17 protein-coding genes are annotated in these 20475 nt (G+C 73.3%); 4 read left to right on the forward strand and 13 right to left on the reverse strand.

Going from position 1 to position 20475, the window contains the following annotated elements; all coding sequences use genetic code 11:
* Positions 1 to 152 precede the first annotated feature (152 nt).
* From CS0771_RS37660 to CS0771_RS37680, 5 genes are all read right to left on the reverse strand, one after another.
* Positions 153 to 1697 (reverse strand): long-chain fatty acid--CoA ligase, encoded by a 1545-nt coding sequence (locus CS0771_RS37660; RefSeq protein WP_212845387.1) that lies wholly within the window; start codon positions 1695 to 1697, stop codon positions 153 to 155.
* A complete protein-coding gene (locus tag CS0771_RS37665; RefSeq protein ID WP_212845388.1) occupies positions 1694 to 2125 on the reverse strand; it encodes a MaoC/PaaZ C-terminal domain-containing protein in 432 nt (143 codons plus the stop codon). Before CS0771_RS37665 ends, CS0771_RS37660 begins: the two co-directional genes overlap by 4 nt.
* Entirely contained in the window at positions 2122 to 3294 is a 1173-nt protein-coding gene (locus CS0771_RS37670; protein ID WP_212845389.1) for an acyl-CoA dehydrogenase family protein, read from the reverse strand. The genes CS0771_RS37665 and CS0771_RS37670 overlap by 4 nt, the downstream gene beginning before the upstream one ends.
* Positions 3295 to 3318: 24 nt before the next feature.
* Entirely contained in the window at positions 3319 to 4080 is a 762-nt protein-coding gene (fabG, locus tag CS0771_RS37675) for a 3-oxoacyl-ACP reductase FabG (protein WP_212845390.1), read from the reverse strand.
* A gap of 81 nt (positions 4081 to 4161) precedes the next feature.
* Positions 4162 to 5310: an acyl-CoA dehydrogenase family protein gene (locus tag CS0771_RS37680; RefSeq protein ID WP_212845391.1), complete on the reverse strand. Its 1149-nt coding sequence runs from the start codon at positions 5308 to 5310 to the stop codon at positions 4162 to 4164.
* A gap of 88 nt (positions 5311 to 5398) precedes the next feature.
* On the opposite strand from CS0771_RS37680, the gene CS0771_RS37685 reads away from it, so the two are divergent.
* From CS0771_RS37685 to CS0771_RS37695, 3 genes are all read left to right on the forward strand, one after another.
* Positions 5399 to 6034 (forward strand): TetR/AcrR family transcriptional regulator, encoded by a 636-nt coding sequence (locus CS0771_RS37685; RefSeq protein ID WP_212845392.1) that lies wholly within the window; start codon positions 5399 to 5401, stop codon positions 6032 to 6034.
* 555 nt (positions 6035 to 6589) lie between these two features.
* Positions 6590 to 8050 carry an aldehyde dehydrogenase family protein gene (locus tag CS0771_RS37690; protein ID WP_212845393.1) on the forward strand — a complete coding sequence of 487 codons (1461 nt, stop codon included), beginning with the start codon at positions 6590 to 6592 and terminating at the stop codon, positions 8048 to 8050.
* On the forward strand, positions 8047 to 9135 hold the full coding sequence (locus CS0771_RS37695) for a zinc-binding dehydrogenase (RefSeq protein ID WP_212845394.1): 1089 nt from the start codon (positions 8047 to 8049) through the stop codon (positions 9133 to 9135). The genes CS0771_RS37690 and CS0771_RS37695 overlap by 4 nt, the downstream gene beginning before the upstream one ends.
* A 187-nt stretch (positions 9136 to 9322) precedes the next feature.
* Here the strand turns inward: CS0771_RS37695 and CS0771_RS37700 are convergent, their stop codons facing one another.
* The 3 genes from CS0771_RS37700 to CS0771_RS37710 form a co-directional block, all read right to left on the reverse strand.
* On the reverse strand, positions 9323 to 12169 hold the full coding sequence (locus CS0771_RS37700) for a LuxR C-terminal-related transcriptional regulator (protein ID WP_212845395.1): 2847 nt from the start codon (positions 12167 to 12169) through the stop codon (positions 9323 to 9325).
* Positions 12170 to 12240: 71 nt separating this feature from the next.
* The gene (locus CS0771_RS37705; protein WP_212845396.1) at positions 12241 to 12861 is read right to left on the reverse strand and encodes a TetR/AcrR family transcriptional regulator; all 621 of its coding nucleotides are present in this window, start codon (positions 12859 to 12861) and stop codon (positions 12241 to 12243) included.
* 330 nt (positions 12862 to 13191) lie between these two features.
* Positions 13192 to 13974, reverse strand: a complete 783-nt coding sequence (locus CS0771_RS37710) for an SDR family oxidoreductase (RefSeq protein WP_212845397.1) — start codon at positions 13972 to 13974, stop codon at positions 13192 to 13194.
* A gap of 181 nt (positions 13975 to 14155) precedes the next feature.
* On the opposite strand from CS0771_RS37710, the gene CS0771_RS37715 reads away from it, so the two are divergent.
* Complete coding sequence (locus tag CS0771_RS37715) at positions 14156 to 15376, forward strand: acetyl-CoA C-acetyltransferase (protein WP_212845398.1); 1221 nt, start codon at positions 14156 to 14158, stop codon at positions 15374 to 15376.
* 61 nt (positions 15377 to 15437) lie between these two features.
* On the opposite strand, the gene CS0771_RS37720 is transcribed toward CS0771_RS37715, so the two are convergent.
* From CS0771_RS37720 to CS0771_RS37740, 5 genes are all read right to left on the reverse strand, one after another.
* Complete coding sequence (locus tag CS0771_RS37720; protein ID WP_212845399.1) at positions 15438 to 16715, reverse strand: ABC transporter substrate-binding protein; 1278 nt, start codon at positions 16713 to 16715, stop codon at positions 15438 to 15440.
* Between the two features lie 84 nt (positions 16716 to 16799).
* Positions 16800 to 17843 (reverse strand): branched-chain amino acid ABC transporter permease, encoded by a 1044-nt coding sequence (locus CS0771_RS37725; protein WP_212845400.1) that lies wholly within the window; start codon positions 17841 to 17843, stop codon positions 16800 to 16802.
* Positions 17840 to 18718: a branched-chain amino acid ABC transporter permease gene (locus CS0771_RS37730; protein ID WP_212845401.1), complete on the reverse strand. Its 879-nt coding sequence runs from the start codon at positions 18716 to 18718 to the stop codon at positions 17840 to 17842. Before CS0771_RS37730 ends, CS0771_RS37725 begins: the two co-directional genes overlap by 4 nt.
* A gap of 25 nt (positions 18719 to 18743) precedes the next feature.
* Complete coding sequence (locus CS0771_RS37735; protein WP_212846285.1) at positions 18744 to 19493, reverse strand: ABC transporter ATP-binding protein; 750 nt, start codon at positions 19491 to 19493, stop codon at positions 18744 to 18746.
* Between the two features lie 11 nt (positions 19494 to 19504).
* Positions 19505 to 20353 carry an ABC transporter ATP-binding protein gene (locus CS0771_RS37740; protein ID WP_212845402.1) on the reverse strand — a complete coding sequence of 283 codons (849 nt, stop codon included), beginning with the start codon at positions 20351 to 20353 and terminating at the stop codon, positions 19505 to 19507.
* Between the last annotated feature and the right edge of the window lie 122 nt (positions 20354 to 20475).

The following is a 20475-nucleotide window of genomic DNA, read 5'->3' on the forward strand; positions in this document are numbered from 1 at the left end:
GGTCCGACCTTTCGACCCACGTACACGGGCAGCGGCACCACCGAGGTTGGAACCCTAGGCGAGGAGAGTTAAGAAGGGCACCTTCTACTACGGAAAACGAGCTGATCTGCTGCTCGTCTCGCTGACGCGAGCCGACGAAGGTGCCCTTCCTTTCAGGAGAGGAGGCGGCGGAGTTCGCGTTTGAGGACCTTGTGGCTGGGGCCCATGGGGAGGTCGTCGCGGAAGTGGACGCGCCGGGGGTACTTGTGCTTGCCGAGCTGGTCGCGGGACCAGTCGATGAGGTCTTGTTCGGTGACGGGGGCGGCTTCGGGGCGGAGGACGACGACGGCGCAGATCTCCTCGCCGTGGGTGGCGTCGGGGACGCCGATGACGGAGACGAGTTCGACGGCGGGGTGGCGGGCGAGAACCTCCTCGACCTCGCGCGGGTACACGTTGAAGCCGCCGCGGATGACGATGTCCTTCTTGCGGTCCACGATGGCGATGAAGCCGTCGGCGTCCTTGGTGCCCAGGTCGCCGGTGCGGAACCAGCCGTCGACGACGGCCTGCGCCGTCGCCTCGGGGTTGCCGTGGTAGCCGGCGAACACGTTGTGGCCGCGGATCACGATCTCGCCCAGCTCGCCGGTGTCCAGCAGCTCGATGCGGTCGTCGACCTCGGCGCGGGCGATCTCCACCTCGACGCCCCAGATCGGGTGGCCGATGGTGCCGGCCCGGACGCCGAAGTGCGGCTGGTTGGTGGTGGCCGTGGGCGAGGTCTCGGACAGGCCGTAGCCCTCGAAGATCGTGGTGGAGAAGGCGGTGTTGAACCGCTCCAGCACCGCGACCGGCAGCGCGGCCCCGCCCGAGATGCACAGCCGCAGCTTCGGCAGATCCTCGCGCCCGGCCGCGGCTTCGAGCAGGGCGACATACATGGTGGGTACGCCGTGGAAGACGTCCACGCCCTCCCGCACCATCAGGTCCAGCGCCGCGTCGCCGGTGAACCGGGCCAGCAGCACCAGCGTCGCGCCGATGCGGAACGCGCCGTTCATGCCGACGGTCTGCCCGAACGTGTGGAACAGCGGCAGGCAGCCCAGCACCACGTCCGTCGGCCGGGCGTCGTTGGCGTCGAAGCTGTTCACGGTCGCGTTCATCACCATGTTGAGGTGGGTGAGCACGGCGCCCTTGGGCCGCCCGGTGGTCCCGCTGGTGTAGAAGATGACCGCCGGGTCGTTCGGCTCACGGGTGACGTACGAGCGCAGCGGCGTGACGCTCGCGCTCACGTCCTCCAGCCGGGCCGGGCCGGTGCCGCCCGCTTCGAGGTCGGGGCGCGGCCCGACGCTGGCCAGGGGCACGCCCGCCTCGGCCGCGGCCGGTGCACCCAGCGCGAGCAGGCCGCTGTGGCAGACGACGAGCTTCGCGCCGCTGTCGCGCAGCACGTACGCCGCCTCGCCCGGGGTGAGCAGCAGGTGCACCGGCACCACCACGCCGCCCGCGGCGAGCACGCCGTAGTAGGCACGCGGGAAGTCGGTCACGTTCGGCACCACCAGCGCCACCGCGTCGCCGGGCTGGACACCCAGCTCGCGCAGGCCGGCGGCGTACTCCAGCGCCTGCCGCCACAGGTCGGCGTAGGTCTCGCGGCCGAACGCGTCGACGACGGCGACCTTGTCCGGCCGGCGGCGGGCCGCCTCGGCCAGCACGGCGGCCAGGGAAAGCGTGCTCACGGCTCCTCCTCGAAGTAGATGCGGCTGACCGTCTCGGCGACGCAGCACGGTTTGTCCTGGCCGTCGGCCCGCACGGTGAGCTGGGTGACGAGTTGCACGCCGCCGTCCACGGGTTCGACCTCGGCGATGCGGGCGAGCAGCCGTATCGCGGCGCCCACCGGGACGGGGGCCGGGAAGCGCACCCGGTTGACCCCGTAGTTCACGCCCAGCCGCACGTTGTCGAACCGGTACACGTCGTGCACCAGCAGTGGCAGCAGGGACAGGGTGAGGTAGCCGGGCGCCGCCGCGCCCAGCCCGGTGCAGCGCGGCCCGCCGGTCGCGTCGGCGAACGCGTCCAGCCGTGCCTGGTCCACCCGCTGCCAGGGGCCGGGCCCGATGCACTGGCCGACGGCGGCGGCCAGTTCCTGCGCGGAGGTGAACACCCTCATGCCAGGTGCCCGCCTATCTTCGTGTACCCGCGCAGCAGGTCACGCGAGATGATCAGGCGCTGCATCTCGTCGGTGCCCTCGTAGATGCGCAGCAGCCGCATCTGGCGATACCAGCGCTCCACCGGCAGCTCGCGGGTGTAGCCCATGCCGCCGTGGATCTGCATGACCCGGTCCACCAGCCGGTTGATCATCCCGGCGCCGTAGAGCTTGGCCATGGACGACGAGTGGCGCGGGTCCTGGCCCTGGTCCACCGTCCACGCGGCGCGCAGCACCAGCCAGCGGGCCGCCTCCAGCTCCGTCTCCGAGTCCGCGATCATCCACTGGATCGCCTGGTAGTCGGCGATCGGGTGGCCGAACGTCTGCCGGGTGTTCGCGTAGTCGACGGCCATCTGCAGGGCGCGTTCGCCGACGCCGAGCGCGTGCGACGGGATGATGTAACGCCCCTTGCCGATCCACTTCATGCCCAGCTCGAAGCCCTGGCCGACCTCCCCGAGGATGTTGCGGGACGGCACCCGCACGTCGTCGAAGACCAGCGAGGCCGGGGTCGCCGGACCCATGGTGGCGATCGGCTCCGAACGCCAGCCCATCGCCCGGTCCACCAGGAACGCGGTGGTGCCGCCGCCGCGTACCCCCTTCTCCTTGTCGGTCACGGCGACGACGATGGCGAAGTCGGCGTCGTTGCCGTTGGTGATGAAGGTCTTCTCGCCGTTGAGGACCCAGTCGTCGCCGTCGCGGCGGGCGGACATCTTGATGTTCGCCGCGTCGGAGCCGGCGCCCGGCTCGGTGATGGCGAAGCAGGACACCCGCTCGCCCTCGATGGTGGGCAGCAGGTATTCCGCCCGCTGGGTGTCGTTCGCGTGGAACAGGATGTTGTCGGCCTCGCCGCCGAAGCGGAACGGCACCAGCGTGTGCCCGACCTCGGTCCAGATCAGCGACTGCATGACGGCGGGCAGGTCCATGCCGCCGTACTCCTCCGGCGTGGCCAGCCCCCAGAAGCCGAAGGCGCGCGCCTTGAGCTGCAGCTCACGCAGCTCGCTGCGCTCGATGCCGGGCTGTCCGGCCCGCTCGCGGCGCAGCAGCTCATGCTCCAGCGGCACGACCTCCTTGCGGATGAACGCGCGGGCGGTGTCGCGGATCGCCCGCTCCTCGTCGGTGAGCGAGAAGTCCACAGTGGTTCCTCTTTCCGGTGGTTGTCAGCGGGCTCCGCCGTTGACGTACAGGGTCTGGCCGGTCACGAACGACGCGTCGTCGCTGGCCAGGAAGGCGATGACGGAGGCGATCTCCTCGGGCTGGGCGACCCGGCGCAGCGGCGTGTGCTCGGAGGCCCACTGCTGGTGCGCCTCGGCCGTCGAGCCGACCCGCTCGGCGGTGGCGGCGGTCATCGCGGTGGCCACGTAGCCGGGCGCGACCGCGTTCACGCAGATGTTGAACGGCCCCAGCTCGATCGCCAGCGTCGCGGTCAGCCCCTGCACCCCGGCCTTGGCCGCCGCGTAGTTGGCCTGCCCCCGGTTGCCCAGCGCCGACCTGCTGCTCAGATTCACGATCTTGCCGTACTTCTGCGCCACCATGTGCTGCTGCACCGCCTGGCACAGGTAGAACATGCTGGTCAGGTTCGTGTTCAACACCGCGTGCCAGTCAGCCGCGCTCATCTTGAACAGCAGATCGTCCCGCGTGATCCCCGCGTTGTTCACCAGGATGTCCACCCGCCCGTGATCCCCCACGACGCGGTCCACGGTGGCGATCACCGCCGCCTCGTCCGTGACGTCACACCCGTAGCCCGTGGCCACCCCGCCCGCGTCCCGGATCTCCGCCGCGACCGCCTCACTCCGCTCCTCGCTGAGATCCACGACCGCGACAGTCGCCCCCTCCGCGGCCAGCCGCTTCGCGGTCGCCGCCCCGATGCCCTGCGCGCCCCCGGTCACCACCGCGACCCGCCCGCCGAACCTGTTCCCCATGCTCATGTCCTCCCTTGGAAAGGAAGGGCACCTTCTTATCGTTTTCCGTAGTAGAAGGTGCCCTTCTTAACGTCTCGCTGGTCAGAAGGCGTTCACGCCGGTGAGGGCGCGGCCGATCAGCAGTTGCTGGATCTGGCTGGTGCCCTCGTAGAGGGTGGTCACCCGCGCGTCGCGCAGGTACTTGCCGACCGGGTACTCGTCGACGTAGCCGTACCCGCCGAACACCTGGAGGGCCTTGTTCGCCGCGCGCACCGCGGCCTCGCTGGCGAACAGCTTCGCCATCGACGCCTCGGTCGCGAACGGCTGCCCGCGGTCGATCAGATCCGCGACCCGCCACACCAGCAGCCGGGCCGCTGCGGTGTCCACCGCGACGTCCGAGATCAACTGCTGGACCAGCTGGTACGCCGCGATCGGCTTGCCGAACTGGGTGCGCTGCGTCGCGTACGCCACCGCCGCGTCCAGGCAGCCCTGCGCGATGCCGACGCACCCGGCCGCGACCGACATCCGCCCCTTGTCCAGCGTGGACATGGCCAGGTGGAAGCCACGCCCCTCGGTGCCGAGCACCGCGTCGCCGGGCACCCGCACCCCGTCGAGCACCAGCTCGGCGGTGGGCTGGCCGCGCAGCCCGAGCTTGCCGTGGATCTCGCGCCGGGTCAGCCCCGGCGTGTCCGTGGGCACCAGGAACGCGGTGACGCCGCGCGGTCCCGGCTCGCCGGTGCGCGCGAACACCAGCGCCACGTCGGCCCAGGTGCCGTTGGTGATGAAGATCTTCGAGCCGGTCAGCCGCCAGCCGTCGCCGTCGCGCTCGGCGCGGGTGGTCAGCGACGCGGCGTCGGAGCCGGTGCCGGGCTCGGTCAGCGCGAAGCAGCCGAGCAGGTCGCCCCCGCACAGGCCGGGCAGCCAGCGCTTCCGCTGCGCGTCGGTGCCGTACGCCGCGATGCTCTTGGCGACCAGCCCCAGCGAGACCGACACCAGCCCGCGCACGGACGAGTCGCCCCGGCCCAGCTCCTCCAGCACCAGGCAGTACGCCAGGTGGTCGCCGCCGCTGCCGCCGTGCTCCTCGGCGACGGTCAGGCCGAGGAAGCCCAGCTCGCCGAGCTGCTTGACCACGGTGCGGTCGACGCTCTCGCGCCGGTCCCACTCGGCCGCGTGCGGCACCACCTCGCGGTCGACGAACTCGGCGGCGAGCCGGCGCAGCGCGGCGTGTTCCGGCGACAGTGTCATGTCCACGCCAATAAACTAGCGGTGAAAGTTTTATCGCGTCCAGACCCCGCTGTGGCAGAGTTTCGGGCGAGCACCGACAGAGGGAGAACCGCCCATGCCCCGGCCGAGCCAGGCCCTGCTGAGCCGGCAGCGCATCGTCGAGACCGCCGCCGCGATGATCGACGCGGATGGGCTGGCCGCCTTCTCGACCCGCCGCCTGGCCGCCGAGCTGGGGGTACGCGGGCCGTCGCTGTACAACCACTTCGCCACCAAGGACGACATCCTGGACGCGGTCGCCGACGCGATCATCGCGGGCGTGGACGTGTCGTTCTTCACCACGCACGACTGGCGCGACGCGTTGAAGCTGTGGGCGCGGTCCTACCGGGCGGCACTGACCGCACACCCGAACATCGTCCCGTACCTGGCCCAGGGCCCGGGGCGGCGCCCGGCGGCGCTGCACATGGCCGACGCGGTGTACGGGGCGCTGGTCAAGGCGGGCTGGCCGCCCGCTCGGGCCACGCACATCGGTGCGGTGATGCGCTACCTGGTCGCGGGGTCGTCGCTGGGGTCCTTCGCGCGCGGCTTCGTCGAGGACCCGGAGCTGTACGCGGCGCACTACCCGCACCTGTCCCAGGCCCACCGGCTGGCGGAGCATCAACACAGCGTCGACGAGGGGGCGTTCGCCCTCGGCCTGGACGCGCTGATCGACGGGCTGTCCCGCGAGTACGACGCCACGGTCGCCCCGCGCTGACCGTGCCGCCTTCGGCGGGCCACCCGCGTCCGCCTTCGGCTGGTGGCCACCGTCCGCCTCAGCCCACCATCCGGCCCGTCCGCCACCTCAGCTGCCACGTTCGGGCAGGTCAGAGCCGTCTCGAATGGGGCTGGCCGTCGGTGTCGGCCGTCGGGCGCGGGTTCGGGTCGTGTCAGGCGCCGATGATCGGTGTCTCGTGTCAAGATCTGCGGTCTGACCACACTTTCTGACACGAGACAGCGATCATCGGCCGGAAGCGACGCCGAACGGCCGGAAACGCCGCGGAACCCGGCCGGACACGCCGGGACCCGGCCGGAACCGACCCGCAATCCGGTCGGAACCGACCCGCAACCCGGTCCGGTTCGGTTCGGGAGTCGCGCGCCCGAGATCCCGACCTGGTTCCCGAGGCGCAGTCGTACTACAGTCGAAACTTGCAGCGCTAGTTTTGTGGGCCCCGGTCATCGACCGGAGTCCGCCCGCTATCGCGGCCCGACGGCGTCGTCCCCGCTCCCCCGCGGTCCCGCCCTGCACGGCCGCCCGATGGGAAGGGACCGCATGGACCTGGCAGCCGCGGCGACGCATCCGGGGCGCACCACCCCGATCGCCGACCGCACCGAGTTGTACCTCGACGGGCGCTGGACCGCCCCGCACGGCACCGGCGTCATCGCCGTGGAGGACCCGACCACCGAGCAGGTGATCGCGCACGTGCCCGCCGGTGACACGGTGGACGTGGACCGCGCCGTCGCCGCCGCGAAGGCCGCGTTCGGCCCGTGGTCGGCGCTGGCCCCGGCCGAGCGCGCGGCGCACCTGGACCGCCTGCACTCGGCCCTGGCCGCGCGCGCGGAGGACATCGCCGCCACGGTCGCCCGCGAGCTGGGCACCCCGCTGAAGATCTCCGCCAAGGTGCAGGCCGGCCTGCCGCTGACCGTGCTGAAGGGGTACGCCGAGCTGGCCGCCGAGCCCGCGCCCGCGCACACCGTCGGCAACTCGCTGATCCTGGGCGAGCCGGTCGGCGTGGTCGGCGCGATCACCCCGTGGAACTACCCGCTGCACCAGATCGTGGCGAAGCTCGCCGCCGCGCTGGCCGCGGGCTGCACCGTGGTGCTCAAGCCCGCCGACCTGACCCCGCTGGTGGCGTACCTGTTGTTCGACGCGGTCGACGAGGCGGGCCTGCCGCCGGGCGTGGCCAACCTGGTCACCGGGCCGGGTTCGGTGGTCGGCTCGGCCATCGCCGGGCACCCCGACGTGGACATGGTGTCGTTCACCGGCTCCACGGCGGTCGGCGCGCGCATCTCCCACCTGGCCGCCGACCGCATCGCACGGGTGTCGCTGGAGCTGGGCGGCAAGTCGGCCAACGTCATCCTGGCCGACGCCGACCTGCCCCGCGCGGTGAAGACCGGCGTCGCCAACGCGTTCCTCAACTCCGGCCAGACCTGCACCGCCTGGACCCGCATGCTGGTGCACCGCTCCCGGTACGAGGAGGCGCTGGCGATCGCCGCCGCGGCCGCCGCCGCGCAGACGCCCGGCGACCCGTTCGACACGGCGACCCGGCTCGGCCCGCTGGCCTCGGCCGCGCAGCGCGAGACGGTGCGCGGGTACATCGCGCGCGGGCTCGCCGACGGGGCGCGGCTGATCGCGGGCGGGCTGGACGCGCCGGTGCCGGACCGGGGCCACTTCGTCGCGGCGACCGTACTGGCCGATGTGGAGCCCGACGCCGTCGTGGCGCAGGAGGAGATCTTCGGGCCGGTGCTGGTCGTGATCCCGTTCGACTCCGATGACGAGGCCGTCGCCATCGCCAACAACTCCCGGTACGGCCTGGCCGGTGCCGTCTGGTCCGGCGACGAGGAGCGGGCGCTGGCCGTGGCGCGGCGTTTGCGCACCGGCGCCGTGGACGTCAACGGGGCGCCGTTCAACCCGCTCGCTCCGTTCGGCGGGTACAAGCAGTCGGGCATCGGCCGCGAGCTGGGCCGGCACGGGCTGCAGGAGTTCCTCGAGACCAAGGCGATCCAGCGATGAGCGCCGCGACGGTACGCGCGCTGGTGTGCCACGGGCCCGGGACTCCGCTGGCCGTCGAGCCGATCGTGCTGCCCGAGCTCGGGCCGCGTGACGTGCGGGTGCGCATCCGCGCCGCCGGGGTGTGCCACTCCGACCTGTCCATGGCGAACGGGACCCTCGCCGCGGCGTACCCCCTGGTCCTGGGGCATGAGGCGGCGGGCGTGGTGACCGCGGCCGGGCCGGAGGCGTCGGTGGCCGTGGGCGCGCACGTGGTGCTGAACTGGGCGCCGCCCTGCCGCCGCTGCTGGTTCTGCACCCACGAGCAGCCCTGGCTGTGCGAGACCGCGGGCGTGGCGAGCACGCCCCGCGGCACCCTTCCCGACGGTACGCCGCTGCACGTCACCCTCGGTCTCGGCGCGCTGGCCGAGGAGGTGGTGGTCGGCGACCATGCCGTCATCCCGGTGCCCGACGAGCTCCCGTTCCACACGGCGGCGCTGCTCGGCTGCGCGGTGCTCACCGGCGTCGGGGCGGTGCTGCGTACGGCCGCGCTGCGGCCCGGGGAGTCCGCGCTGGTCATCGGGCTGGGCGGGGTCGGCCTGTCCACGGTGATGGCGGCGCGCGCCGCCGGTGCCGCGACGGTGATCGCCGTGGACGTCTCCGACGCCAAGCGGGAGCTGGCCCTGGCCGCCGGCGCGACCCACTTCCTGGTCTCCGGCGACGAGCTGAGCGGCCAGGTGCGCGGGCTGACCGAGCGGCGCGGCGCGGACCACGCCTTCGAGTGCGTGGGCCGGGCCGCGACCATCCGCGCGGCCTGGCGGGCCACCCGGCGCGGCGGTCAGGTGACCGTCGTCGGCATGGGCGCCAAGGACGACATGGTCAGCCTCGCCGCGCTGGACGTGTTCCACTCGGCCCGCACGCTGCGCTCGTCGGTGTACGGCAACTCCGACCCCGACCGCGACCTACCCGGCCTGGCCCGCCAGGTCCTGTCCGGCGACCTCGACCCGGCGGCGCTCATCACCGACCGGATCACCCTCGACGAGGCCCCGGAGGCCTTCGCCCGCATGTCCCGCGGCGAAGGCGCCCGCTCGGTCGTCCTCTTCTCCTGAACCGCCACACCCGAGGCCGCGAGCCCAACCGGCTCGCGGCCTCGCCCTGCTCACGAACCTCCCGGGATCCACCCCTCGCGGACGGCGGCCGAACGGTCAAGATCCACCGACTTGCCTGGCACTCGGGCGAATGGACGGTCAAGATACGCCCGTCTGCCAGGCAAGTCGGATGATCAAGCGGGGCGGGTCACGTGAGGGCCTTCGCGAGTTCGGTGCGGGAGCGGATGTTGAGGCGGGCGAAGATGTTGCGCATGTGGTGGTCGACGGTGCGGGTGCTGAGGAAGAGGTGGGCGGCCACCTCGCGGTTGGTGGCGCCGTCGCGGACCAGGCGGGCGATCTGCAGCTGCTGAGCGGTGAGGACGTCGGCGGCGCGGACGGCCGGGGCGTCCACCGCCTCGCCGGCGGCCCGTAGTTCTGCGCGGGCCTGGTCGGTCCAGGCGGGGACGTCGAGGCGGGTGAACGTCTCCAGCGCGTGGTGCAGGTGCTCGCGCGCGTCGCGGGGGCGGCGGGCGCGGCGCAGCTCCTGGCCGAACAGCAGCTCGGTGCGGGCCCGTTCGAAGTCGGCCTCCCCGGCCAGGTGCAGCGTCAGCGCCTGCTGGAAGTGCTCCTCGGCCGCGGCGCTGCCGCGCGGGGCGAGCAGCGCGTGGCAGCGCGCCGACAGCGCCCGGCGCACCGGGTCGCCGGTGGACGCGGCCCACCCGTCGAAGCCCGCGAGCGCCGCGACGGCCTGCTCCCGTCCGTCGGCGCGGACCGCGGCCTCGACCAGCCATGGCGTCGCCATGGCCTGCACCACGACATGCCCCCGTCCGGTACGCGGGCAGGCGATCGCCGCGATCCGGGTGACCGTGTCGGCGGGGCGGCCGGCCAGCAGGTCCAGCACGGCCAGCGCCCACTGGCTCAGCGCCTTGGGACGGTTGGTCTGCCCGGTGCCCGGCGCCACCTCGATGTCGCGGATGCGGCGCAGGGACAGCTCCCGCTCGCCCCGGATGGCGGCGAGCACGGCGAGCATCGCCTGGTGGTCCCCGGCGTAGTTGCCCTGCCCGCAGGCGCGTGCGGCGCGCAGCCCCTGCAGGCTGGTGGCGGCCGCGGCGTCGTACCGGCCCAGCCAGTATTCGGCGTAGGCGGCCATCTCCAGGGCGAGCGGCAGGGCGGACACGTCGCCGGTGTCGCGGGCGACCTCGACGGCGCGGGCGGCGAGCCGGTGCGCGCCGACGTCGTCGGCCAGCAGCAGTGCGGACGCGGCGGCGCAGGTGAGCGGGGCAGCGCTGTCGAGCGCGGCGCCGAGGTCGATGGTGCGCCGCAGCGGCCGCAGTGCCCGGTCGTGCCGCCCGAGGAACGTCGCGCCGAATCCGGCGATGTGCTCGAACACGACCTCCAGGTCGGCGGGGTCGCCGGGACGGCGCAGCGCCGCCGCGCGCGTGGCGACCTCCACGTAGCGGGGGTGGTCGCCGGAGAAGCAGACCGCCTCGCTGGCCCGCAGCAGCGCCAGCACGGCGAGTTCGCGGTGGGTGCCGGCGAGCCGGTCGGCCAGCGCCAGCAGCGACTCGACGGCGTTGACGGTGGCCCCGGCGCGCAGCTCGATCTCGCCGGACAGCACCTCGCTCTCGGCGGTGGTGGCCCGGTCCCGGGTCACCGGGTGAGCCCGGCGCAGCAGGCTGCGGGCGCGGTGCGGGCTGCCGGACTGCCAGGCGTACCGGGCGGCGGTGACCAGGCGGCTGGCCGCGCCGGCGGGTTCGGTGGTGAGCTGTGCGGCGTGCTCCAGCGCCGCCGAGGCGCGCGAGAAGCCGCCGTCGCCCGCCGCGTCCTCCAGCTCGGCGGCCAGCCGCGCGTCGGGGCCGTACGCGGCGGCGGCCAGGTGCACGGCCCGGCGCAGCCGCTCCCGGTCGGGGTCGAGGCTGCGGGCCAGGTGCAGGTGGGCGGCGCGGCGCTGGGCCAGCGGCGCCTCCTCGTAGGCCAGGGTGCGGGCCAGCGGCTGCGGGAACACGATGCCGCCGCGGCCGACCCGGACCAGCCCGGCGTCCTCGGCCGGGGCGAGCGCGGCGATGTCCACGCCGGACCCGAGCGCGGCGCGGACCAGCCCGGCCGCGTCGTTCTCCTCGTCGGCGGCGGCGAGCAGCAGCAGCCAGCGGGTGTCGGACGGCAGCCGGTCGAGGCGGGCGCGGTACGCCCGCAGCAGCGCGCTGTCGGCGGGCAGCCGGGTCGGCAGCGGCGCCTCGCCGCGGCGCTGGCTGTCGGTGAGCGAGGCGGCGAGGTCGGTCAGGGCGCGGGGATTTCCGCCGCCCAGGGCGGCCAGCGCCGCGAGCGGATCGCCGTCACCGCCGTCACCGTCCAGCGCGCCGGGCAGCAGGTGGGCCGTGAGCGGGCCGTCCGGCTCTTCGCCGCGCAGCAGGTCGGCGAGCATGGCGCGGCTCGCCCGCGGGTCGAGTTCCCGGACCGGCAGCAGCGGTACGCCGCTGAGCGCGGGCTCGGCCGAGGCGGTGAGCAGCAACGCCACCCGGTACGCGCGCAGCCGCCGCGCGACGAACGCGATGACGTCGAGGGAGGGCCGGTCCAGCGCGTGCACGTCGTCCACGCAGCACAGCACGAGGTGTTCCCGGCCCAGCTCACCGAGCAGGGTGAGCACGGCCATGGCCAGGGCGAGCCGGTCGCCGTCGGCGCAGCCCGCGCCGGACAGCGCCCCGGTCAGCACGCGCGCCTGCAGCGGGGGCAGCAGCGCGATGCGGTCGGTGACCGGCTGGAGCAGGCCCTGCAGCCCGGCGTACGGCAGGTCGGCCTCCTCGGCGAGCCCGGTGCTCTCCAGCAGGCGGGTCCCCTCGGGCAGGGTCGCGGCGGCGGCGCGCAGCAGCGCGGTCTTGCCGTTGCCCAGGTCGCCGTGCAGGAGGAGGGCGCCGCCGGCGCCGGACGCCGCGGTGGCCAGCAGGGCGGCGATGGTCTGCTGCTCGCGCTCGCGGCCGCGCAGCGGGAGCCGGGGTGCCGCCGGGCGCGGCGCTACCGCGACCGGCCGGGACGAACCGCGCTCCGTTGGTATGTGCACTGTCGATGCATTTACCATGCCCCACAGTGTTACCTATAAGTAACGCGATTGGAAAGACATGAATCGTGCCGCTATGCCATGCCGGAGGCCATGGCGTTCAGCAGCAGCGCGGTGACGGTGCGGACCATGACGCCGCGCGCCTGGTCTACGTCCAGCCCGAGCCCGTCGCGCAGCATGGACCAGTTGGACCACATGGCCGCGGCGAGCAGCGCGTGCAGCAGCTGCTCCCGCCCCGCGCCCGCCATCTCCAGCTCCGCCGCGAACAGCACCGTCACCTCGTCGCGCACCCGGTCGATGTGCTTGAGCCGGTTGCGGTGCAGCTGGGCCGACACCGGCTCGCGCATCGCCGCCGCCCGCGCCATCGGGGCGATCAGCTGGAGCAGCTCGGCGCGCTGGGCGCAGAACTCCTCCACCCGGCGGCGCAGCGGCAGCGCCGGATCCACCGGCCGGTAGGCGGCGTCCTGGCTGGCGAGCACGCGTGCGCCGCTCGCCTCGAAGAGCGTCTCCATGTCGGCGAAGTTGGTCCACAGCGCGCGCAGCGACACCCCGGCCCGCTCGGCGATGCGCTCGCCGGTCGGCCGCAGATCACCCTCGGTGATCAGGGCGAGGTGCGCGTCGACGATCGCGGCACGGGTCCGCTCGGCGCGGGCGGTCCGCCCGTCGACCCTGCCCGCGGTGCCCGTCCTGGTCATCGCGTCACCGCCCCTCTCTCCGCGGTCCGCCGACCGCCTTGCCGTAAGTGCACGCAGAGTGTAGTCGCGTCGCCGCACCCGCCCGAGGGTCGAACGCGCCGCCCGGAGGCAACCCTGCCCTCGGGTTCCACAACTTCTGGGTTGTACCCACAACCCAGAAGTTGTGGGCTGCGGCGACAGGTATCCGGCCGGAGTGGTGTGCAACCGCCGCCTCGGGCCAGGGCCGCCCGGCGGCGACCACGCTGTCGGCGACGGCGACTCATGGGCTGCCACCGCATCGCAGAAGCTGCCGACCGCGGCAGCCGGTCCACCGCCGGACCGGACACCGCGTCAGCCCGCGCCCAGGCGCTGTTCCAGGTCCTGCTGGATGCGGTTCATGCCGCGCAGCCAGCGGTCGGGGTCGGCGGCGCGGCGCTGGTAGAAGTCGGCCACCTCACCGTGCGGCAGGACCAGGAAGCGGTCTCCGCCCAGCGCGTCCACCACGGCCTCGGCGACCTCCTCGGCGCTGATCGCGCCGGGGTCCAGCAGCACACCGCCGCCGGGGCCGGACGCCTCCAGCATCGGCGTGCGCACCCCCTGCGGGCACAGCGCCTGCACGGTGATGCCGCGGTGGCCGTAGGTCGCGCGCAGCCACTCGGCGTAGGCGACGGCGCCGTGCTTGGTCACCGCGTACGGCGCGTTGCCGAGCATGGTGAGCAGCCCGGCGGCCGAGGCGGTGACCAGCAGGCGGCCCCGGCCTGCGGCCAGCCAGCGCGGCAGCAGCGCCTCGGCGGCGTGCACGTGCGCCAGCACGTTGACCCGCCAGGCCAGCTCCCACGCGTTGGCCGCCGCGGCGGGCGGGGCCACGCCCGCGTTCGCGCAGAACAGGTCCAGCGCGCCGAAGGACTCCCAGGCGAAGTCGACCAGCGCCGCGACCTGCGCCGGATCGGTCACGTCGGCCGGGAACGCCGACCCGCCGACCTCGGCGGCGACGCGCTGCGCCGCGACGGGATCACGGTCGTTGACGACCACCCGGGCGCCGGCCGCGGTGAGACGGCGGGCCAGGGCGGCGCCGATGCCGGATCCGGCACCGGTGACGACGACCGCGGCGCCGTCGAGGAGAAGGGCGGTCACAGGAGCTTCCTTCCGGTTCAGCTAGTTGCACTAGCAGTGCTGATATTAGGGACGCCGTGCGGCCCGGTCAACGCGTGTCGCGAGGGTGACAAGGCCCACCCGGCGCGCCATTGACATGGGCCGCCAGAAAGACGCAGCGTGAGTGCATAAAGTTTGCCCGTACTCGTGAAAGGACAAGGACGTGCCTGAAGCTGTGGTGGTCGCCGCCGCCCGCTCCCCGATCGGCCGCGCCAACAAGGGCTCGCTCGTCACGAAACGCCCCGACGACCTGGCCGCCGCCATCGTACGCGCGGCGCTGGACCAGGTGCCCGCGCTGGACCCGCGCGAGATCGGCGACCTGGTGCTCGGCTGCGGCCAGCCGGCCGGGGAGCAAGGCCACAACCTCGGCCGCGTGGTCGCCACCATGCTGGGATTCGACCACCTTCCCGGCACCACCATCAACCGCTACTGCTCGTCCTCCCTGCAGACGACCCGGATGGCCCTGCACGCGATCAAGGCAGGAGAGGGCGACGTGTTCCTCTCCGTGGGCGTCGAGTGCGTGTCCCGCTACGGCAACGGCCGCAGCGACGGCATGCCCGGCACCCGCAACGACGTGTTCGCCGGCGCCCTGGCGCGTACCGAGGCCCGCGCCGAGGCCGGGGCGGACACCTGGCACGACCCGCGCGAGGACGGCGAGCTGCCCGACGTGTACATCGCGATGGGCCAGACCGCGGAGAACGTGGCCCAGCTCAGGGGGATCTCCCGCGAGCTGCAGGACGAGTTCGCCTGCCGCTCGCAGAACCTCGCCGAGCAGGCGATCAAGGACGGCTTCTGGGCGCGCGAGATCACCCCGGTGACGCTGCCGGACGGCACCGCGGTCAGCGCCGACGACGGCCCCCGCCCCGGCACCACCATGGCGGCGCTGTCCGGCCTCAAGCCGGTGTTCCGGCCCGACGGCACGGTGACCGCGGGCAACGCGTGCCCGCTCAACGACGGCGCCGCGGCTCTGGTCATCATGTCCGACCGGCGCGCCGCGGAGCTGGGCCTCACCCCGCTGGCCCGCATCGTCAGCACCGGCCTGTCCGGCCTCTCCCCCGAGATCATGGGCCTGGGCCCGGTCGAGGCGTCGCGGCAGGCGCTGGCCCGCGCGGGCATGTCCATCAAGGACGTCGACCTGGTCGAGATCAACGAGGCGTTCGCCGTCCAGGTCGTCGCCAGCGCCGCCGAGCTGGGCATCGAGTGGGACAAGCTCAACGTCAACGGCGGCGCGATCGCCGTCGGCCACCCCTTCGGCATGACCGGCGCCCGCATCACCAACACGCTGCTCAACTCGCTGCGCTGGCACGACAAGAACATCGGCCTGGAGACCATGTGCGTCGGCGGCGGCCAGGGCATGGCCATGGTGCTGGAGCGCCTGTCCTGACCTCGCCCAGCCTGACGGCCCGGTACGCGTCGCACGTACCGGGCCGTTCCTCATGCGCCGGTCAGGCGCTCGGGATGCTGTTTGCGGGCGGCGTGGGGCGCTGCTCGCCGTACTCGTTGACCGGGCCGGACTCCGAGTCGGTCTCGTAGACGGGGCCGAAGAACTCCTGCGTGTCCCCGGCGACCTTGGTCAGGCGGTGGCCGCCGAAGCCCGAGTGGTCGTCCTTGCCGAAGCGCAGCGGCGCGTACCACGGGCCCTTGAAGCCGCCCTTCTCGACCGCGGCGATCAGGCCCTCGCGGGTCAGGTCCTTGCCGGCCGCCTGGAGCGACTGCACGAACAGGTACGCCACCGACATGCCGTAGATCGCGTTGCCGTTGAACGGGGCGGCGCTGTTGTACTGGTCGTGGATCTTCTTGAACATCGCGGTCCACGGGTCGTTCGCGTCCACCGGCGAGGGCAGGTTGGACACGCCGATCATGCCCTCCAGCAGCACCTTGCCCGCGCCCAGCGTCTTGGCCAGGGTCTGGTAGTCGGAGCCGACGTTGGAGACCACCCACTGCGGCTTGAAGCCGATGCGGGCGGCGGTGCCCATGGACAGCGCCGTGAAGCCCGGCACCGTGGCCAGCACCACGACCTCGCAGCCGGCCGCCTTCAGCGCGCCGATCTGCGGGGCGACGTTGGTGTTGCTGGTGACGTACTTCTCCTTGGCGACCACGGCGCCCGCGCCGAGCACCTGCTCGACGCCGACCAGGCTGTCCCGGCCGAAATCGTCGTCCTGGCCGAAGAAGCACACCTTCTTGCCCGCGTACGAGGACTTGATGTGGGTGGCCAGGATCTTGCCCTCGACCGTGTAGTCGGTGTTGAAGCCGAACGTGGTCGGGTACTTCGCCGGCTGGTCCCAGCTGCGGCTGCCGGAGGCGACGAACAGGTCCGGCACCCGGTTGGTCTTGAGGAAGTCGAGCACGCCGGTGTGGGTGGGCGTGCCGAGGCCGTTCAGGATGGCGAAGACCTTGTCCTCCAGGACCAGCTTGCGCACCACGGTCTGGGTGTTGGCCGGGTTGTAGCCGTCGTCGAGGAACTTGTAGTTGATCTTACGGCCGTGCACGCCGCCGTTGGCGTTGACGTAGTCGAAGTACGCCTTGCTGGCGGGTGCGATCTCCGAGTAGCCGGCCGCGGCGGGACCGGTCAGCGGCATGTGCGAGCCGACCAGGATCTCGGTGGCCGACACGCCCGGCACCTCGGCGGGCGGGGTGTTCGCGTCGTCGCTGCAGGCCGCGACGGCGGTGAGCAGCGCGGCGGCCGCGACGAGCGCGACACCGCGTCGGGTCAGGGCATTCATGGAGACACCGATCCCTTCAGATACATTGATGATTATCGATATAACGGCGGTGGGGCGGGTTATGCGGGTGGTGCGGCCGTGTGATCAGCGGGTCGGGACCCGCCGCCGGACCAGGGCGCCGAGCCGGCGCAGCAGGCCCTGCACGCCGCCCGGGGCGGCGATCATCACGACGATGAGGGTCAGCCCGAAGACGGCGAGCGGGAGGTTGCCCTCCAGCCGCTGCGCCACCTCGGGCGACAGGGTCACCCAGTCCGTGGTGTCGTGGGTGAGGTCGGGCAGCGCGACGAGCAGGACCGCTCCCCACACCGCCCCGGACAGGCTGCCCAGGCCGCCGATGACCACGGCCATCAGCAGGAACAGCGACAGGGTCAGCGAGAACGCGCCGGGCGAGACGCTCTGCGCCAGCAGCGCCATCAGGCCGCCGCCGAGGCCCGCGCAGGCCGCGCTCACCACGAACGCGAGCACCTGGGTGCGGGCCAGGTGGATGCCGGCCAGCCGGGCGGCCACCTCGTCGTCGCGCACCGCGCGCAGGTTGCGCCCGATCCGGCTGCGCACCAGGTTGGCCAGCAGCAGCATGGTGAGCAGGGCACCGGCCAGGGCGATCCAGGCCTGCCAGCGCTCGTTCGGGAAGTACAGGCCCAGCGCCAGCGGCGGCGGCTCGACGTACACGGGCAGGCCCTGCTCGCTGTTGAAGACCTCGTCGAAGGTGACCGTCGCGGCGGGCACCGCGATGGCCACGGCGAGCGTGACGCCGGCCAGGTACGGCCCGCGCAGGCGGGCGGCGGCCAGCCCGATCACGGCGCCCGCGGCCATGGTGACCAGCACGCCCAGCGCCAGCGACAGCGACAGCACCTGGTTGCCGGTGACGCCCGCGTCGGAAAGCCTGTTCTGGCTCAGCGCGACGGTGTACGCGCCGACCGCCATCAGCGCGCCGTGCCCCAGCGAGAGCTGCCCGTTCAGCCCGACCAGGACGGTCAGCCCGGCCGTGGCGCACAGGTACGCCGCGACGGTGGCCAGCTGGAAGTTGCGGAACGGCTCCAGCTGCAGCGTCAGCAGGTAGAGCACCACCCCGGCGAGCAGCGTGAACGCCAGGTGCCGCAGGAGCGTCGAGTTGCGAAGGATGCTCATACCTGCCTCGCCACGGTGCTGGAGAAGAGGCCGCCCGGACGCACCAGCAGCACCGCGAGCAGCAGCACGAGGACCGCCATCGGGGTGACGTCGCTGCCCAGGTAGCCGCTGACGTACGAGAGGATCAGGCCGACGGACAGGCCGCCGACCACCGCGCCGACCGGGCTGTCCAGCCCGCCGACCACGGCCGCGGTGAACGCCGACACGAAGACCAGGTCCATGGCGTGCGGGTGCAGCCCCAGCTCGGTCGGGATGACCAGCATCGCGGCCAGCGCACCGACCGCCGAGGCCAGCGCCCAGCCCAGCGTCAGCATGCCGCCGACGTTCACGCCGAGCAGCCGGGACACCTCGGGGGCGAAGGCCGAGGCCCGCATGCGCAGTCCCACGGGGGTACGCGTGAACAGCAGCGCGAGCGCGACCACGACCAGCAGCACCGCCCCGAACACGAACAGGTCGTAGCGGGACAGCAGCGGCACCCCGCCCGCGGTGAGCGCCGTCCTGCTGAACGGGGTGCCGACGGGCAGGTACTCGTTGCCGTAGAACATGCCGAGCAGCGCCTGGAACACCAGCACCAGGCCGAGCGCGACGATCACCTCGGCCAGCGGCGAGGTGTGGTCCACGAAGCGCATCACCGCGCGCTCCACGACCAGCCCGATCAGCAGCCCGCCCGCCAGCGCCGCGCCGAATCCCAGCCAGTACGACCCGGTCGCGCTGGTGACGCTGTAGGCGGCGTACGCGGCGGCCACCGCCATCGCCCCCTGGGCGAAGTTGACGATGCGGGCGGCCCGCCAGATGAGCACCAGGGCCAGCGCGAACGCGGCCAGCACCGCACCCTTGGACAGGCCGTCGAAGGTGAGGAAGACGAAGCGGTCCAATGTGCCCTCCTTTCGTGGTCGCGGGTCAGAAGCCCAGGTAGGCGTGGCGGAGTTGCTCATCGTCGCGCAGCCGGCCGGCGGTGGTCGCGGTGACGATGCGGCCCAGCGACATGACCACCGCCTCGTCGGCGACCGACAGCGCGCTGCGTACGTTCTGCTCGACCAGCAGCACGGTCAGCCCGGTCTGGTCGCGCAGCTGCCGCAGCAGGCCCATGATCTGGGCGATCACGCGCGGGGCCAGGCCCAGCGACGGCTCGTCGAGCAGCAGCAGCTTCGGCCGGGCGACCAGGGCGCGGCCCAGCGCCAGCATCTGCCGCTCGCCGCCGGACAGCTGGTGCCCGGCGTGCCGGCGGCGCTGGGCCAGCGGCTCGAACAGCTCGTACACCTCGGCCAGCGCGCGGGCCGCGTCGGCGCGATCACGCCGCCACAGGCCGCCCAGCCGCAGGTTCTCGTCGACGGTCAGCTCGGCGACCACGCCCCGGCCCTCCGGCACGTGCGCCATGCCGCGCCGCACCAGCTGCTCGACCGGCACGTCGCGCAGCGGCCGCCCGTCGAACACGATCTCCCCGGCGCTCGGCCGGACCAGCCCGGACAGGGTGCGCAGCAGCGTCGTCTTGCCCGCGCCGTTCGCGCCGAGCACGGCCGCGATGGTGCCGGTCCGCACGGTCAGGTCGATCTCCTGGAGCACCGGCGCGGCGCCGTACCCGGCGGTCAGCCCGCTCACCCGCAGGATCACGTCGCCGGCCGCGCCGCCCGCGCTCGCGGGGGCCGTCATCGTGTCGGTGCTCATGCCGCAGCCTCCTGCGCGAGCGGAGTGGCCTCCGCGGCGAACGGTGTCTCCTCGGCCTCGGCGCCGAGGTAGGCCTCGGTCACCGCCGGGTTCTCGCGGACCTCGTCCGGGGTGCCGTCGGCGATGAGCCGGCCGAAGTCGAGCACCGCGATCCGGTCGCAGACCCGCATCACCAGGTCCATGTGGTGCTCGACGAGCATCACCGAGCAGCCCGCCTCGCGCGGCAGCGTGGTGATCAGCTCGGCCAGCTCCTCGATGTCCTGCGCGCCCAGGCCGCCCGCGGGCTCGTCCAGCAGCAGCAGGCGCGGGCGGGCGGCCAGCGCGCGGGCCAGCGCGACGCGCTTGCCCACGGCGTACGGCAGCGTGCCGGGCAGCGCCGCGGCGTAGCCGGCCACGCCGAAGCGCTCCAGCAGCGCCATCGCCTCCTCGCGCAGCCGCCGCTCGTCGCGGTCGCCACGCGGCAGGGCGAGCAGGCCGGAGAGGAAACCCGCGCGGGCGGTGCAGGTCGCGCCGGTCATCACGTTCTCCAGCACGGTGAGGCCGCGGAACAGCCCGACGCCCTGCAGGGTGCGGACCACGCCGAGCCCGGCCAGCCGGTGCGGCTGCGGCACCAGCCGCGCGCCGTTCAGCTCCAGCGTGCCGCTGGTGGGCCGGACCAGGCCGCAGACCACGTTGAACAGCGTGGTCTTGCCCGCGCCGTTCGGGCCGATCACCCCGACCACCTGACCGGGCGCGACGTCGAGCGACACCCCGTCCAATGCGGTCAGGCCGCCGAATCGCACCCCGATGCCGCGCAGGGCGAGGCGGTGCCCTGCCGCGGATGTCTCGCCGGACGGCGCTTTCATCGTCACCTCTGCAATCGCCGGGATGAAGGAGGACTAAGTAATTACACTAGGAGTGTAGGTTTGAGAAACGGCTCGTCAATACCCTCGTTACGGCCCCGTGACCTCCCCCGACGAACCCGCCG

The organism is Catellatospora sp. IY07-71, assembly GCF_018326265.1.
In the GTDB taxonomy this organism is placed as follows: Bacteria; Actinomycetota; Actinomycetes; order Mycobacteriales; family Micromonosporaceae; genus Catellatospora.